14 protein-coding genes are annotated in these 16,866 nt (G+C 41.7%); 8 read left to right on the top strand and 6 right to left on the bottom strand.

Going from position 1 to position 16,866, the window contains the following annotated elements:
- Window positions 1-20: 20 nt before the first annotated feature.
- Together CSQ79_RS14275 and CSQ79_RS14280 are read right to left on the bottom strand one after the other, a co-directional pair.
- Window positions 21-557 carry a chemotaxis protein CheW gene (locus tag CSQ79_RS14275; RefSeq protein WP_099701843.1) on the bottom strand — a complete coding sequence of 179 codons (537 nt, stop codon included), beginning with the start codon at window positions 555-557 and terminating at the stop codon, window positions 21-23.
- A 9-nt stretch (window positions 558-566) separates the two neighbouring features.
- Window positions 567-932, bottom strand: a complete 366-nt coding sequence (locus tag CSQ79_RS14280) for a response regulator transcription factor (protein WP_099701844.1) — start codon at window positions 930-932, stop codon at window positions 567-569.
- Between the two features lie 614 nt (window positions 933-1,546).
- On the opposite strand from CSQ79_RS14280, the gene hmpF reads away from it, so the two are divergent.
- The gene (hmpF, locus tag CSQ79_RS14285) at window positions 1,547-3,277 is read left to right on the top strand and encodes a pilus motility taxis protein HmpF (RefSeq protein WP_143755456.1); all 1,731 of its coding nucleotides are present in this window, start codon (window positions 1,547-1,549) and stop codon (window positions 3,275-3,277) included.
- A 44-nt stretch (window positions 3,278-3,321) separates the two neighbouring features.
- Here hmpF and tilS read toward each other — a convergent pair whose 3' ends face one another.
- The 3 genes from tilS to CSQ79_RS14300 all read right to left on the bottom strand — a co-directional run bounded on the left by tilS (window position 3,322) and on the right by CSQ79_RS14300 (window position 7,338).
- Window positions 3,322-4,332 (bottom strand): tRNA lysidine(34) synthetase TilS, encoded by a 1,011-nt coding sequence (tilS, locus tag CSQ79_RS14290; RefSeq protein WP_099701846.1) that lies wholly within the window; start codon window positions 4,330-4,332, stop codon window positions 3,322-3,324.
- A gap of 32 nt (window positions 4,333-4,364) precedes the next feature.
- Window positions 4,365-5,402: a c-type cytochrome biogenesis protein CcsB gene (gene ccsB, locus CSQ79_RS14295; RefSeq protein WP_099701847.1), complete on the bottom strand. Its 1,038-nt coding sequence runs from the start codon at window positions 5,400-5,402 to the stop codon at window positions 4,365-4,367.
- 247 nt (window positions 5,403-5,649) lie between these two features.
- Window positions 5,650-7,338, bottom strand: coding sequence for a DUF3352 domain-containing protein (locus tag CSQ79_RS14300; protein WP_099701848.1), 1,689 nt, complete (start codon window positions 7,336-7,338; stop codon window positions 5,650-5,652).
- 512 nt (window positions 7,339-7,850) lie between these two features.
- On the opposite strand from CSQ79_RS14300, the gene pstS reads away from it, so the two are divergent.
- The 6 genes from pstS to lspA all read left to right on the top strand — a co-directional run bounded on the left by pstS (window position 7,851) and on the right by lspA (window position 13,252).
- Window positions 7,851-8,951 (top strand): phosphate ABC transporter substrate-binding protein PstS, encoded by a 1,101-nt coding sequence (gene pstS, locus CSQ79_RS14305; protein ID WP_099701849.1) that lies wholly within the window; start codon window positions 7,851-7,853, stop codon window positions 8,949-8,951.
- A 97-nt stretch (window positions 8,952-9,048) separates the two neighbouring features.
- Entirely contained in the window at window positions 9,049-10,008 is a 960-nt protein-coding gene (gene pstC, locus CSQ79_RS14310) for a phosphate ABC transporter permease subunit PstC (protein WP_099701850.1), read from the top strand.
- 32 nt (window positions 10,009-10,040) lie between these two features.
- The gene (pstA, locus tag CSQ79_RS14315; protein ID WP_099701851.1) at window positions 10,041-10,934 is read left to right on the top strand and encodes a phosphate ABC transporter permease PstA; all 894 of its coding nucleotides are present in this window, start codon (window positions 10,041-10,043) and stop codon (window positions 10,932-10,934) included.
- A gap of 75 nt (window positions 10,935-11,009) precedes the next feature.
- The gene (gene pstB, locus CSQ79_RS14320; RefSeq protein WP_099701852.1) at window positions 11,010-11,840 is read left to right on the top strand and encodes a phosphate ABC transporter ATP-binding protein PstB; all 831 of its coding nucleotides are present in this window, start codon (window positions 11,010-11,012) and stop codon (window positions 11,838-11,840) included.
- A 282-nt stretch (window positions 11,841-12,122) separates the two neighbouring features.
- The gene (locus CSQ79_RS14325; RefSeq protein WP_099701988.1) at window positions 12,123-12,707 is read left to right on the top strand and encodes a biotin transporter BioY; all 585 of its coding nucleotides are present in this window, start codon (window positions 12,123-12,125) and stop codon (window positions 12,705-12,707) included.
- 71 nt (window positions 12,708-12,778) lie between these two features.
- Window positions 12,779-13,252, top strand: a complete 474-nt coding sequence (gene lspA / locus CSQ79_RS14330; protein WP_099701853.1) for a signal peptidase II — start codon at window positions 12,779-12,781, stop codon at window positions 13,250-13,252.
- A gap of 116 nt (window positions 13,253-13,368) precedes the next feature.
- On the opposite strand, the gene CSQ79_RS14335 is transcribed toward lspA, so the two are convergent.
- On the bottom strand, window positions 13,369-14,109 hold the full coding sequence (locus CSQ79_RS14335; protein WP_289501133.1) for a hypothetical protein: 741 nt from the start codon (window positions 14,107-14,109) through the stop codon (window positions 13,369-13,371).
- Between the two features lie 495 nt (window positions 14,110-14,604).
- On the opposite strand from CSQ79_RS14335, the gene CSQ79_RS14340 reads away from it, so the two are divergent.
- Window positions 14,605-16,863 (top strand): transglycosylase domain-containing protein, encoded by a 2,259-nt coding sequence (locus CSQ79_RS14340; protein ID WP_099701854.1) that lies wholly within the window; start codon window positions 14,605-14,607, stop codon window positions 16,861-16,863.
- Window positions 16,864-16,866 lie beyond the last annotated feature (3 nt).

The raw sequence follows: 16,866 nt of genomic DNA on the forward strand, positions 1-16,866 counted from the left end.
CGTCTCCGCTTGCCTTAATTTCATACTGCTGCCCATCGATTACTCCGTAAGATTGCTTTTTGGTCGAGCAGTCGGAGACACTGATGGGTGCGATCGCCTAATAGCCACTCACCCCGCAAATAGGGATTTATACTATCTGTTGTTGCTGTCGGTTGCTGAATTGCCTCAACATCTAACCACTCCATACCGACAATTTGTTCTACTGCTAACCCCACGATTGTTTCTTGATCTTCAACCGCAATAATCGGAATTTCTGCCCGATCTGTATTGACAGCAGACGTTTCGCCTAAAAATTGCCCTAAGTCAGCTACCCACAGAACTCTTCCACGTAAATTTAATGTCCCTAGCATTAATGGAGAAGCATTAGGAATAGGTGTAATCCGATCTGGCGGTGCAGAAAGTACTTCTCTAATTGCCATTGCACTGAAGGCTAACTCTTGACCAGATGTAAGATAAAAGCGTAAATGTAGCTCTCCCTCTGGTCTTTCTAATTCTTGAAGCTGAGTTGAAGCTTGCTCTGGAGTACTACTTGTTAATAATTCTAGATTACCGACCATGAGGTTAATTTATCCTTGCAGTAATTGTTTAACCGTTCCTAAAAATTCATTTGATTGAAAAGGTTTAACAATATATGCATCAGCGCCTTGTTTCATTCCCCAATGACGGTCAAATTCTTCACCTTTTGTCGAACACATAATAACTCGGACATTTTGAGTTTTTGGGTCAGTTTTTAGCTTGCGGCAAAGCTCATAACCATTCATCCTTGGCATAACAACATCAAGCACTACGATTGAGGGACAAGATACCTGGATCTGTTCTAAAGCTTCAACTCCATCATGAGCTACAGTGACTTGTAAACCACTCCTTTGTAAGAGTTGTATAATAATTTCCCTTTGTGTAGGACTATCTTCCACAACTAAAACTGTTGCCATATTTATTAACTTATCTCCTGTATAAAATTTGGTAGTTCAGGAATTAACTACTGTTTAATTTTCTAGAAAATATGAATTAGCTCTTAAGGCTTTAACGTCGCATATACAATTAAAAATAAACTTGTTGTGATAATGAATTCAAAAATAATTTGTTATACTGTCACAGAAAATTCTTAACTACAAAACCAAGTTAACGCTAACTAAATAAGTAACCAAGCGAGAATTTACTGATTGCTCTAATACACTCACAACCCGAAAATTTCTCCTTTCGGTAAATACACGGTGGTAGATTTTAGAAAGTTATGATACTGCTAGTATTTAGAGGCTTTTTTGCTTGCTAAAAAAACTGACGTTTGTTGTGTATAGAAGGTTATTTTTAAAAAAAGTTAGGTAATTTGAATCTGTTTAGAAAACTATTAAATATGATTTGTTTAAGAGAGTCATTAATATTCAATTTCAACTGATTGCCTCAATAATAGAAAAATAGACTTACATACATAAACTAAGATTGTGTGCGTAATATTTTTGATAAATGCTTTTAGTCAATGTGATTATATTAGTTAAAAATCTTAAAATAATTTAATAAATTTATATAAACTAAGAGGACGATTAGTGTGCTGTATTTAGCAGAAGTTCAAAAGCAGAAAAGCGGATTTATGGGTGCTGGAAAAGTTGAAATTAAATTGCTAGCCTTTCAGCGAAGTGACCAAAGTTGGAATTCTGTACCAGGGGAAGAAGTTATTCCTGTTGAAGAAGCTAGCAATCTTGCTACAGGGGCATTGGTATTGGCTGATGTAAATGCAAATCGACAAGTGCAACGTATTCAAGAAGCAGGACGCCCTTTAGTTAATATTTTGCAAAACTTCTCTCGCTTACTCGAAAAATTTAAGCGTCAGGAAGAAGAGATTGAGCAGTGGAAACAATCTTTGACTTATCAAAGTCAGGAAATGAATCGTCGCAATATGGAAATGGAAGCGCGTTTGGAACAACTTCAGCAAATGGAGGCAGAGTTTAAACAATTAGAAGCACGTCACCACGAACTAAAAACTGGGCAAGAAGAGGCAGAAATGTTGCGCCAGGAAATTGAATCTAGCCACCAGAGTTTAGCTAAGGCTTGGCAAGAACTAGAAAGGGAAAAGCATCGTCTGACAGAATTACAGCATTCAGGGCTAGATGGATTTCAAATAGAGCAAATTCAGCAATTGATAGCACACTTGTCTGATAACGCGTTACCTAAAGTACTCCAAGAACGACTAACTGTTGTGCTAGACAATCTTACGAATGAACAGACCGTATTAAGTCAGCATTGGCAGCAAATAGAACAGCAGCAGACTTCTGCAAGTCGACAACAACAAGAATTTGAAAATATAGCTCAAGCATGGCAAGAAACCTTTGCAGAGTGGCAACAAATTCAGCAACAATTAGAACAGTCAATGTCTGAGTTGAAAGCAAAAACTGCTGTCTTAAATTATAAACAAGAATATACTCAATCGTTGAAGTTACAGTTACAAGAACACGATAAATTACAGCAAGCAATATTTCAAATGACTGAAATTAATACTCAGTTAGATGTTAGTCATCAAGTAAATGTAACTGAGTTAGAACAAATGCCATTAGAGCAGTTGCAACAACTTGTACATGATTTGCAAGAAGACTTGAATAAAAACTCTCATTTTGTGAACGATCAAGAGGAAGAACTAAAATTTCAAAAGCAAACTGTAGAAGAATTGCAAGCAAAACTGAATGATGGTGATGCTTCAATAAGAGGGCAAGTAGAGACTGAATTAGCTGAAGAATCCGATCGCTATCAAATGCTAAATGAAACTTTAGTCGGACAACGCCAAAACCTCCGACTACGTAAAGCAGTTTTGCAGCAGCATTTACAGATTTTATGGCGTCAGCAAGGTGTCAATTATTTTATGGCGCTTACTGATGAACCTAGCCTAGATTTAAAGCCTGTATTAGCACAGCTTGAGAGACATAAGCACCGAAAAGTTGAGGAACTGCAAAAACTAGAACAAGAGCTTGCACAGCTACAATCGAGTATTGAACATCTACAAAGCTTAGTCGATACTCAAACTCAGCTCCGCACTGTCAAACAGCAAGAATGGCACAATCTAGAGCAAAATTTACATTCCTTACAAGTGTCTGTAGCAGAAGCTTGGGGAAGAGTGAATTTGTCACAAGAGGTATTGCAACCAATGCAAGAAAATTGGAACTCCCTGCAGCAACCATTAGAAGAGATTGCCGCTAGCCTTAATGACAGCGACGAGCATCAGAAAATCGCCCGCCTTTGTCAAGTTTTAGAAAGCCTCATTCCTCAAATTGAAACGGCAGTGCCTTAAAAAGTCATCAGTTCACTATTGACTATTGACCTTTAATTTTATTTTTACCCACTTACTTGGGGTGCTAAATTTGTGTAAATCCATATCGAGCCATTTTTAACTTGGGCGATCGCTCCTCCAGGTAAAGGATCGCTTTGAGAACCGTTAGGGGCTGCAATCAAAACAACAACTTTTTCGATGTGTTCAAAGCTAGGAGCCGTTTCCAGCGTTTGTTGCAAAACTCGACGGATGACGCGACGTTGCAACGCTAGCGGTGCAGTACGTAAGACAAGACAATTGAGCTGAATAGTTGCTTCATTGGTCGTTACTGTTGCATTTTGCTGGAGTTGTTGAGCCGCTGATTCTAGGTATTCTACCTCTGCTTGTAAAATTTCTGCCGTCTGAGCTAAATTGTGCTCGACTTTAGGATTGAATTGATACAAATATGGTAGCAGTTCTTGACGAATCCGATTCCTTGCATATTTGAGGTTTTGGTTAGTTGAATCTTCCCAAACCTGCAGTTGCATTTCCTGACAAAATTGTGCAGTTTCAACTCGGGTTATTTCCAATAAAGGACGCACTAAGATAATTTCTGCTGTTAGTGGGCGGTGCCATGTGAGTGCTTGCAAGCCATCAGCACCACTACCGCGAATTAAGTTATAAAGTAGCGTTTCGGCGCGATCGCTTGCCGTATGACCTGTGACAATATGACTATAGTTGTTTTTTTGGGCGATCGCGCTTAAGGTTTGATAGCGCCATTCTCTAGCGGCTGCTTCACTGTGTAATTTGCAATCAGTAGTTTCACTGTAAAACGGTATATTCCACCACTGGGCAAGCTGGGATACATAAGTTGCATTTGCTGCGGCATCACTACGCCATTGATGGTTACAGTGGGCAATACCTAAGTGCCACTCCCACTTGGGTTGTAAGTCTAGAAGTAATTTGGCTAAGCATAGCGAATCTTGCCCTCCTGACACAGCAACAAGTATGCGTTGGTAGCGTGGCAAAAGACAACGCGATCGCAATATCCGATGTATTTTCGCGTGTAACAAACTCCAATTTGAGCATTTAGCCATCAAGAGAAAGCACAATTAGCCACAAGACACAATTAGAAAAACCAACCGTAAGAATGTAGACCTTTACCCAAGAGATTAACACCGAGATAGCAAACCCAAACGACAACAAAGCCAGTTGCAGCTAGAATTGCTGGGCGGCGTCCTTGCCAACCACGAGTAATTCTTGCATGAAGATAAGCCGCGAATACTAGCCATGTAATCAGCGCCCAAGTTTCTTTTGGGTCCCAACTCCAGTAAGAACCCCAAGCTTCGTTTGCCCAAACTGCACCCGCAATAATCCCAATTGTGAGCAACGGAAATCCTAAACCAATGACGCGATAGCTAATATTGTCAAGCGTGTCTGCTAAGCTGAGGCGCTGAGGTGATAAGGGTTCTGAATGAGTAGGATTTGGAGTTGGAATTGTTTTTACTGCCTCGATAACTGCGGTGCTGCTGCCATTACTTTGAAAAGCCGCAACAGAGTTATCTAAATTAATTTCGGTTGGCGTGACTTCACCAGCTTTGTGCAAAACATAACCGTTGTTACGATAACCACCCGTACCAACTGAACTACCTTGAAGGGCAACTTTTTGACCGCGAGTAACAACAAGAAAAGCTATAGCAAGGAGAGAGCCTACCATTAAGGCTGCATAGCTAATCATCATCACACTAACGTGCATCATCAACCAATTGGACTTAAGCGCTGGTACTAAGGGCGCAGCTGATTGCATATCATTTGGTAATGTCAGTGCTGCAAAAGCAGAAATCCCCATCGCGACAGGTGTTGTCACCACACCGACTAAACGACTGCGAGTATTATTTTCAGCAATTAAATGAACTGCTGTAATGCCCCAAGTTAGGAAAAACAAAGATTCATACAAATTACTAATGGGAAAATAACCCGCTTCTAACCATCTTGCTCCTAGTAGAGTCGCAATACACAAGTTAGCGATCGCCATACCAGCTGTTCCTAAAGCTGGAAGATAGCTCATTCGTGGAAAGGCTGCTCCTGTCCAATAGAGCAACATTGTCATAAATAAAATTGCAAAGGAAGCATTATCTAACCAATTTTGTAGTAAAACGAGATTCATAATAGTTTTTCGTGTTCTCTCAAATCTTTATATAAACTTTGACCTGATAATATCTGGCGACTTTAGTCGCGGCTTAATATCCCAAGTTTACCTCCGTAGACTAACGAAAATATAAGCGTTGTCAAAACCTCTGTTCATAGGTCTTGTCTGTGTAACTGCGGTTTTAACCGCTAATTGTGTCTTACTCTGATCCTATCTGGTAGCGTAGCCTGTTGTCTGATAAAGACGGATTAAATTAGGTAAGTACTTAATAACTCGTTGTCAAAATATTTTCTCTGTTTTCGGAACTTTGGCTTTGAGACTTTTCTTTTTCTAATGAAACAAAAATATCGTAACGAATACTGCGCTCATCACTAACAGCAGCAGTTCCTCCTATTGAGCGTGTTGCTTCTAGCAAAATGTTTTGTCCAGGAATTAGCTGTGGCAAAGGTAAAGCCTTAACAGTAGGATTAATATCTAGGAAAAACTGACCGTTGTTAGGATTGAGTTGAGGAACAGTATTTTGAAATTGTGTTGTACTCGCTAAGTTTTTTGTAGGTTGTGGTAGCAGACGTTCAACGATAGGAGCGCCTAAAGTGATAAACGCGACGTTGTTATCTAACCAACCACGAGTAGCTGTTAGAGTACCAAATGGTGCGATCCAATTAGTGACTGTGTTGTTACCTAACTGTGTTTCTTGAGTTTTGAATTGATAGCGACTTTGTAGTACTTGCTCTAGCTGTTGAAATGATTTGTTGGCGGCTGCGCGATCGCGTGTCTCGATCATTAGTACTAATGAAAGCATAAAATCTTGTTGCGCTTGCGTTGATGCAGGCACAATTGCCAGAGAGAACTCACTGTTCATCCAGCCGAGTAAATCTCGATCTAAGTCTAAACCGGTCAATGATTTAAAGCCTGCACGTAAATTTTCTGGTGGAAACGGCGCTAAGGGATTTGATTGTGAGGATGTAACGTAGTCTTGCCACAGTTGTTGTAAATTACCACCAGAAAGCATCATAAATGTTTCAGATGGTAAGCGTTGCTGCATCTGACCTGCACTATTTTCTACTCGATGCAGGCGTTGGCTGTTCGGATTTAACCAAGAAATACTTCTAAATCTTAATCCCTCTGGTTCTATCGTAATTGTACTAGCTAGCCCTTGATTTTCTTTGAGGCGAGCTAAACTTTGGGGAATTGCAGTCTGTGCCGGATTAGCTTGAGCGACTCTCGCTGCGATCGGTACATTGAGATAGACTTGGGCAAAGCGATTTGGTTGAGCAATCTTACTGATTGCTGTTATATACCCTGGTACTTTTGCTAGAGATAGCCCATTTTGATAAGTATCAATTGCTTTTTCAGTTGCTTGAGAATGATCACTCACAACGATAAAGCGTTGATCGAGAACAGCTGCTGAATAGTTTGTGTTCCCTGTAGCTGGCGTTTCTTGAATTTGAGTGCCTTTATAGTTACGCGAGATCCATTTATTTTGAGTTTGAGATTTTGATTCCCAGACTTGCTGCGCAGCTGCTTGATCGGCGATTGGTAACACCATCAGTAGAGCTTGGTTTTGATTCGTTGGCGCAGGGTTAGTAGTTGTATTGGTATTGATTTCAGGAGGCAAAAAAGCGATTGTTGCCTCTTTACCAATCCAGGGTTGAATGTCTCGCTGGTAATTGTAACCATAGGCAGTGAGTAAGCGATCGCGCCACTGCCTAAAATTCTTTTCTAATTCGGCTTGCGTTTGCACTGTGCCAAATTGACGCAATTGTTGCCACTGATTTTCATCTGTAGAGACTGATATTGTGAGTAATGCCTCTTGAGGGACAATGTTTGCTCCCACAGGCATCTCTGTTAATCTATTTTGTTGAGTTAATACCCAATAAGTCGCTGCTGTGACGCCAACTAAGCAGCCTGTAATAATGACAGCGGGTAAAACGCGATCGCTTTTTTTTAACATGGCTGAAACAGAAAAATAATTTTTTGCGACTGGTTTCTCTAAGTGAGTTTCTGTGATGACAAGCGAGTAGCTTCTTCAATATTTTTCTTATCTAACAAATTAATCAATGCTTAAGCCACCGCTGTATAATGTCTAGCCTTGCAAAATTTAGACCCGATTAATTCTAACTTTTTTCATTTGTATTCGTTCTAGCAAATAGATCCTACTTCTACTTAAACTTCACTTAACCTAAATCTGCCAAGTTATTTATGGTGCTTAAACTTACTGAGCGAAAAGATCAGTATACCCACATAGGTCAAATCTAAATGGTGATACTGAACGTGAAGTAAATCAGAGTTCACTACTGAAGTAACATTAAGATGCATCAGATTTTATGCAGGCAGAAGTGAATTAAGCAGTTACTGATAGTTTGTTTCCACTCTGTGGCGACATTTCCTATAAACAACCTCGATTATTTCTCGACTTTTCTCTGAAACTTTGTGTTGAATTTGTTGCAAATTGTCAAGAGCCATATGCCGTTACAAATTTCTAAGTCAAAAGCCTTTATTGCACCTTTAGCTGCTTTAGCTTTAGGTCTAGCTGCCTGTGGACAACAAACAACTACCACTCCTGGTACAGGGACAAGCCCAGCAGCAGAACAAGGTCCTAGTGCCAATATTAGCGGTGCTGGTGCTAGTTTCCCCGCGCCTTTGTATCAGCGATGGTTCACAGAATATAACAGAAATGTCAATCAAGGCGTACAAGTCAGCTACCAATCAGTAGGTAGCGGCTCAGGTCTAGAGCAATACATTAATGGCACAGTCGATTTTGCGGCGAGTGATGCTCCAATTCAGGGCGATCGCCTGGCGTCTTTCCAGCAAAAGTACAATGCTGAGCCAATTCAAGTGCCAATGGCTGCGGGTGCTGTACCCCTTGCTTATAACTTGCCAGAAATTGAAGGACAAGAATTAAGACTTTCGCGCGAGGCCTACTGTGGGATTGTTACAGGACAAGTGACTCGGTGGAATGATCCGCTCATTGCTCAGGCTAACCCCAATTTAAATCTACCAGACAGAGAGATTATCTTTGCCCGTCGTTCTGATGGTAGTGGTACTACATTTATTTTTGTCAATCACATAGATAGTGCTTGTCCCAACTGGCAGGCTGGAGTTGGCACATCAGTTGACTGGCCCGTAGGAGTCGGTGCTCAAGGTAACGAGGGTGTGGCTGCTCAAATTCAGCAAAATGAAGGTACAATCGGCTACATTGAGTACGCTTATGCCAAGCTGAATGAAATTCCTACAGCAGTGCTAGAAAATGCATCAGGTGAGTATGTGGCAGCTACCCCTGAGTCTGCTGGTGCTGTGTTTGACGGTGTAGAAATCCCTGATGATTTTGCCTTACTTGTACCAGATCCAGAAAACCCAGCAGCTTTTCCTATTGCTGGATTGACTTGGATTATGGTGTATCCTACCTATGATGATGCCAACAAGTGGCAAGCGATGCGGAATGTATTTGAGTGGTCTTTAACCGAAGGCAGACCAATTGCCGAAGAGTTAGGTTACATTCCCATGCCAGAGAGTGTCGTAGAGCGTATCCGCCAAGTGTTTGACGAAAGGGTTAAAGCTGGCTAGGTAGTTATAAAGTATGGCTAGCAGTAGGTAGTTACTACTGTTAGCTACAAAAAACCCTGATCGTAATATAAGCACAGCTGAAGTAGAGAGTAAGTAAATGAGTTCACTAGCTGAACATCCACACAGAAGTCAATCTTTAGAAAAGCGAGTTGACACAGTACAAATAGCTAACCAAAGCTTTTATTGGTTAGCCGTAATCGGTGCTGTAGGGATAGGTGCAGTTTTACTTTGGATTGCTGTGCAAATTGGAATAAGTGCTTGGCCTGCTATCCAAAGTTACGGCATACAATTTCTAACTACAACAACCTGGGACCCCGTTCGTAACGTATACGGAGCGCTACCGCAAATTTATGGTACTCTCGTTACAGCGGCGATCGCCCTTGTCATTGCTATTCCTGTAGGTATTGGTGTAGCAGTCTTTTTGAGTGAAGATTTTCTGCCAAATTCTGTCAGAACTCCAATTGCCTTAGCAATCGAGTTAATTGCTGCTGTACCAAGTGTGGTAATTGGACTATGGGGCATTTTTGTCTTGATTCCGTTTCTGCGCCCCTTCTATAGCTTTCTTTACGACAACTTTAGTTGGATTCCCTTATTTAGCACACCTCCTAGAGGCAACAGTCTTTTGACATTAGGTCTTGTTTTGTCAGTAATGATTTTGCCGACAATTATCGCAATTTCAAGAGGAAGTTTAATTGCGCTTCCACGCGACTTACGCCAAGGTGCTTTAGCGTTGGGCGCGACACGCTGGGAAACAATCTTACGAGTTTTAATTCCTGCGGCTTTTTCTGGCATTGTTGGTTCAATTATGCTGGCGCTTGGTCGTGCTATGGGTGAAACAATGGCAGCTGCGATGCTCGTAGGTAACTCAAACCAAATTACCCCTTCACTGCTTGCTCCTGGTGCAACAATCGCTTCTTTAATTGCTTCTCAATTTGGCGAAGCTGGTCGAGAGCAAGTAGCTGCTTTGCTATATAGCGGTCTCATTCTGATGATTTTGACGCTGATTGTAAATATTCTTGCTGAGGTAATCATCCAGAAATTTCAAAACGTTGAGTAACCCGCTATTAAGAAACAAAGAGGTTAGAAAATATGGCTACTGCTGAAGAAATAACCGGTAGAGGAAAGAAAATAAATTTAACTCGCTCAGCGCGATCGCCTTTCAGGAGTTATTTTGACTTTTTTATGACAATCCTGACTGGTGCTTTCACTATCTTGACAATCGTTCCGCTTGCTGCGCTGGTTTGGGATGTAGCACGACAAGGTATTGGTCGGCTAGGCATACAATCTTTTACTGAATTACCCCCACCTCCAGGACTAGAAGAAGGTGGCTTTGGTAATGCTATCCTTGGTACATTGATTACTCTCGGAATTGCTGCGGCAATCAGTGTTCCTTTCGGAGTCTTAGCTGCAGTTTACTTATCAGAATTTGGCAGAGGGACAAGGTTAGCTTATGGAGTCAAATTTGCAACCAACGTGTTAGCTGGAGTCCCAGCAATTTTGGCAGGCTTATTCGCATACACTGTTGTTGTCTTGACTACTGGGGGTTTTTCAGCCTTTGCAGGAGGCGTAGCGCTGTCAGTTGTTATGATGCCCATCGTGGTACGTGCAACTGAAGAAGGTTTGTTACTTGTTCCTCAAGAAATGCGCCAGGCGGCGATCGGAGTAGGTGCAACCAATTTTCAAACAATCAGCCGCATTGTGATCCCAGCAGCATTACCGTCTATCGCCACTGCCGTTACCTTAGCTTTAGCACGTGCTGGCGGAGAAGCAGCACCTTTATTATTCACAGCCTTGAACAATAATTTCTGGTCAACAGATCTTTGGGCACCGATTGCAACACTCCCTGTTCTCATTTACTTTTACGCAATTATTCCCTACAAAGCACAGCAAGAAATTGCTTGGGCAGCAGCTTTGGTGTTATTAGGCATAGTTTTGATTGTTAGTATTTCTTCGCGTCTATTAGCGCGGCAGAGACTTCAATAATGCTCGAAGTGAGTAATATTTGTTGAATTTAAACATAGCTTAAATCTTATCAATTTTTACAATACCCACACAGCCATGAATCCTGACACAATCAATACACCAAATTCTAGAAGTACTAATACAAAGCAAGAAGCTATCTTACGAGCTGAAAATGTTTCTGTAACTTACGGTTCCTTTCAAGCCCTACGGGGTGTCAGCTTAGATATTCCCAGAAATCAAGTTGTCGCTTTTATCGGCCCTTCAGGCTGTGGTAAGAGTACGCTGCTAAGATGTTTTAACCGTCTTAATGACTTGATCCCTGGGACAAAAGTTGGTGGAAAAGTCACTTACCAAGGCGTTGATATTTATGGTGATAAAGTAGACCCAGTACAGGTACGGCGCAGAATTGGGATGGTATTTCAAAAACCAAATCCTTTTCCTAAGTCGATTTATGACAACATCGCTTTTGGTGCCAAGATTAACGGCTACAAGAAAAGCGAGATGGATGAGATTGTCGAGCGATCGCTGCGTCAAGCTGCATTATGGGAAGAAGTTAAAGATAAATTAAAAGAAAGTGGTCTGTCTTTATCTGGTGGTCAACAACAACGTTTGTGTATCGCGCGGACAGTTGCAATTGAACCTGATGTCGTTTTAATGGATGAACCTGCTTCTGCACTTGATCCTATCTCTACCAGAAAAGTAGAAGAACTCATTCAAGAACTGAAAGAGAATTACACGATTGTGATTGTGACACACAATATGCAGCAGGCTACACGAGTTGCTGATTTAACTGCATTTTTCAATGCCGAAGCAGAAGAAGGCGGAAAACGCTTTGGCTACTTAGTTGAATACAACAAAACAGAAGCGATTTTTAATAATCCCAAAGAAGAGTATACCCGACAGTATGTTAGCGGTAGATTCGGTTAATCAGTACAGTGCCTTGTCCACGACTGAATCTGTGCAGTTGTGGCGAGGTTTTATAGAGATTTCATAATTTGCTAAAGAAGCCAAAACTTTTTGTCTTGTCACATAGCTTGAACACTACGTGCAATAATTAGTATTCATAAAATTTGTTTCCCCCTTTGCCATTCCACTTCTAAGGTATTGGTAGATAATGAGATGAATCAAGCCAATGATTACATTTTTATGTATGATTGCTGCTTGAACACGCAAGATCAAGACTCTACTATCCTGACGAACGTGAAGAAAATAGTGGCTGTTCCCCATCGCATCTTATGGTCTTTAGTTGGGTTACTCCTAACCGTTGGTGGTACTTTTATTGAAGCACATTTTACGAGTGCACCTTGGAGTTGGAACCAACATGGCGTTCAAACAACTTCTCTAGGAGTAACATACCAAATTGGAGCAGTATTGCTTGTAGGTTGTTTGGGAGGAAAAACGGCTGGAGCGCTCTCTCAAATTGCTTACGTGGTACTTGGCTTAACTTGGCTACCAGTATTTTATCAAGGTGGCGGAATAAGTTACCTTAACCAACCTTATTTTGGCTACCTACTCGGCTTTATTCCAGGAGCTTGGGTATGTGGTTCTCTTGCTTTTCAAACCTCAACTAAACTAGAATCACTTACTTTTAGTTGTTTGTGTGGTTTACTGGCTATTCATTTGTCTGGTTTAGGCTATCTTCTTCTGAACTACGTCATTGGCACAGGATTAATCCAAACACCCCTTTTAGAAGCTGTATTAAGGTACTCTGTGTACCCGCTTCCAGGACATCTTGTCATTAGTTGTACAGTAGCAGTTTTATCTTACTGCCTGCGATACGTTATGCTGTACTAGCTACTTTTTCAAAAAATCACTATTTTTTCTAGGTTTTAGGTTTGCTCTAAAACCTCAGCTTTTCAATTCCCATGCGTGTAAAAAATCGTCTTTTCTGGATTGTTGCTGTCATTAGTCTAGTTGTAGATCAATTAACTAAGTTTTGGGTAGTACAAAATTTTTATTTATCAGAGACACAGCCTATAATCAATGGAGTATTTCATCTTACTTATGTCACGAATACTGGCGCAGCTTTTAGTTTGTTAAGTGGTAGAGTTGAGTGGCTACGCTGGCTGTCTTTAGCTGTCAGTTTAGGATTAATGGCATTAGCTTGGTTTGGAGGAGTCATGCGGACTCTTGAACAGCTAGGCTATGGATTAATCTTAGGAGGTGCGCTAGGCAATGGTATTGATCGTTTTGTTGCTGGAAGTGTTGTTGACTTCTTAGATTTCCGCCTGATTCAGTTTCCAATTTTTAACTTTGCCGACGTCTCTATTAATATTGGTATTATTTGTTTACTCATTGCCACATTTGCCCAATCACAAGACACTACTCGTACTCGATAAAATAAGGGGATCTGTTGACCAGATCCCCTTAAATCTTAAACTTTTGAGTTTTGAATTATGAGTTATCAAACGACTTTTGTCACATTTTTAACTCAACACTCAACATTCATAACTTTCTAAGGTGTAACACCTTCTGTAGGACTACCAGGTATAGTGCTATCTGTTCCTGGTGTAGGAGTCATCATGCCATCTGGGCTAGTTGGAGCACCTGGAGTTGGTGTTATACCACCAGGAGGAGTCATCATGTCTGTTCCTGGTTCTTGTGTTCCTGGTGCAGGCATCATCATACCATCTGGGCTAGTTGGAGCACCTGGAGTTGGTGTTATACCACCAGGAGGAGTCATCATGTCTGTTCCTGGTTCTTGTGTTCCTGGGAAAGCATCTGGAGAAGTACCATCTGGAGCATTTACTGGGCTTTCAGGAGCTACTCTTGTACCACCTCCGGTGGGGCTTTCAGGAGGAAGTGTTGTACCCTCAGCAGGTCCTCCTGGTGGAGTCATGGTGTCCGGAGTCATTGTGCCATCTGGTCCTGGCAGTGGTGTTACTGGTGGTGCTGTAGGATCTAATGGAGTTGTACCATCAGGCGTTACAGGGGCAGTTGTAGGGGGAATAGGAGTTGTTGCGTCTGGAACAGGAGTTGTTGCATCAGGTGCAACTGTTCCCGTAGGTGCAGGACCTGTTAGCGGTGTACCGCCCTCACAACGAGAGTTAAGGGGAAAACGCTCGCATAGAATTTCTAAACCTTGCGGTGAAAGCTCAATTTCTGGAGTTTCACTAGTTTGTTCTTGAGCTACAGCATTACTAGTTAATGCCAGAGTCAACGCAGTACCAAATAAACCTATGTATCTCTTTTTCACACCACTTAACCTCAACACATTTTTCGGATCATTAAATCAGAGTAAATGGTATCAAAAATCTACCCTAATGCGGATACATATAAGACTTTTTTGTGTATGTAAGGGTACTTTATAAGAAGAAATGCTAATAGAATGATGGTTTCAGGAAACAGATAAGATTGTTTTATTGTCTTAATAAGATTAAAGAATACATTAGCGATCGCCATAACAACAAATTACTTTAAGGCAAAACGTCAATGCTGAAGACAGCACCTCGCAATTTTCTTTACTCAGTAACCATGATGAGCTTGTGAGTAAAATGTTTTCAGTACGTACATCTGAGATCGCTGAATTAGATTCACAAAAACCCGTGATAGTCCTTTATCTGTTGAAGGCAAAAAGTTGACTACATTTATAAAGGCTAAGTTTCTTTCTTTTCGGCAAAATCTTTAACATTCATAGTTTTGAAGTGAATCAAAACTTTTTTTACTTACAATCTGGTAATGCAAATAGACGATGAATCTACCTCAGCCACCTCGTAAACCGCAAACCGTTTTAGGACAGGTAACTCAAGCAGTAAAAACAATTCAAGCCAAAGTAGATTTTTCTAAACTCGCGCTCAAACCGAACGCAAGAGTGCCTGAACTTTGGTTGCAAGATGCAGGAGCGGATAAAGCCGAGGTCTATCCCTTGTTAGGCGATCGCTATCTTCTCGGTCGAAGTTCGCGCTCTTGCGATATTGTCGTCCGCAATCCAGTTGTCAGTCAAATTCACTTATCAATTACCCGTAATCCTAAAAAGCGATCGCCATTTATCATCAAAGACGAAAACTCTACTAACGGTATTTATCGAGGTAAAAGACGAGTCTCCTCTTTATCGCTGCGTCACGGAGACATTTTTACACTCGGTCCACCAGAACTTGCTGCTGCTGTGAGATTACAGTATGTCGATCCACCACCTTGGTACGTCCGTGCTGCCAATTGGTGTGTGTATGGCATCGGTGGAGTTACGCTACTACTAGCACTAGGGATTGGAATTGAATGGACAAAGTTCTCTGTTACGCCTTTACCAGGTGCGACACAAGCACCAGTTGTCGTTTACGCCCGCGATGGAGAAACACCTCTACGTCCGCCGCGAACAACTTCCCACGTTGATTTACAGAGGTTATCAGACTTTTCTCCTTACTTACCAGATGCCGTCATTGCTTCTGAAGACAGTCGCTACAACTGGCATTTTGGTGTCGATCCGATTGGTATCCTCAGAGCGCTCGTCGTTAATATTCGCGGTCGTGAGTTTCAACAAGGCGCAAGTACTGTTACGCAACAAGTTGCTCGGAGTTTATTTCGCGATTATGTAGGACCAGAAGATTCTTTAGGGCGGAAACTCAGAGAAGCAATTGTTGCGCTGAAATTAGAAACATTTTACAGTAAAGACTTTTTACTGCGTACTTACTTAAATCGAATCTACTTAGGCGGAGATACCCTAGGTTTTGAAGATGCTGCGCGATATTACTTTGATAAGGCTGCGCAAGATTTGACACTGACAGAAGCCGCAACTTTGGTAGGAATTTTACCAGCTCCTAATAGTTTTAACTTTTGTGGCGATGCTCAAAGTCATCAAGCTATTATCGATTACCGCAATCGCGTCCTCAATCGCATGCTCGCACAGAGGCGAATCAGTACTGAAGAAGCAAATCGCGCACGGCGATCGCCTGTAGATGTGAGTCGTAGAGTGTGTGAAGAACAAGCCAATACAATTGCACCCTATTTTTACAGCTATGTGTTTCAAGAACTCCGGCAAATTTTAGGAGAGCAACTTGCCCGCGAAGGTAATTTTATTATCGAAACGCAATTAGATCTAAAACAGCAAACCCAAGCAGAAGTTGCACTGCGCAATGCAATTAGTAATAGTGGGGGAACATATCGCTTTTCACAAGGTGCTATTGTTACGCTTGATGCAGATACGGGTGCTGTTGTCGCCCTCGTAGGTGGTACTGACTACAAAACGAGTCAATTCAACCGTGCAACTCAAGCACAGCGACAACCAGGTTCAACATTTAAGCTGTTTGCTTATACTGCTGCTGTAGAGCAGGGAATTTCTCCCTATAAAACTTATTCTTGTGCGCCACTTTCGTGGAGAGGACAGAGATATCGTGGCTGCGAGCGTTCGAGTGGCAGTGTTGATATGTACACTGGTTTAGCTTTATCAGAAAATGCAGTTGCTTTGCGTGTGGCTCAAGATGTGGGATTAGATCGGGTAGTGCGGATGGCAAGGAGGTTAGGAGTCGAATCTCCACTAAATCCTGTACCTGGATTGGTGTTAGGGCAAAGCGAAACAACTGTTCTTGAAATGACAGGTGCATTTGCGGCAATTGCTAATAATGGCGTATGGAATCGCCCGCACTTGATTAGTCGAATTCTGGATAGTAGTGATTGTAGCGATCGCGAAAACTTAAAAACTTGCCGAGTTATTTATTCTTTCGAGCAGAGCAATGATGCTAATGTCCCAGCAATCCAGCCTAATGTCGCAGATGTTGTGGCTTCTATGCTCCGAAGTGTAGTACAGCGGGGTACAGGAAGAAGTGCGGCAATTGGAGTCTCTACTGCGGGTAAAACAGGGACAACTGACGACAACAAAGATTTATGGTTTATTGGCTTTGTTCCTAGCCAACAACTTGTTACTGGGGTTTGGCTAGGTAATGATAACAGTTCACCAACTACAGGTAGTAGTGCGCTAGCGGCTCAGTTATGGGGTAACTATATGCGTCAACAGTAAGTA

Origin of the sequence: Gloeocapsopsis sp. IPPAS B-1203, from assembly GCF_002749975.1 — a bacterium.
Classification (GTDB): Bacteria; Cyanobacteriota; Cyanobacteriia; order Cyanobacteriales; family Chroococcidiopsidaceae; genus Gloeocapsopsis.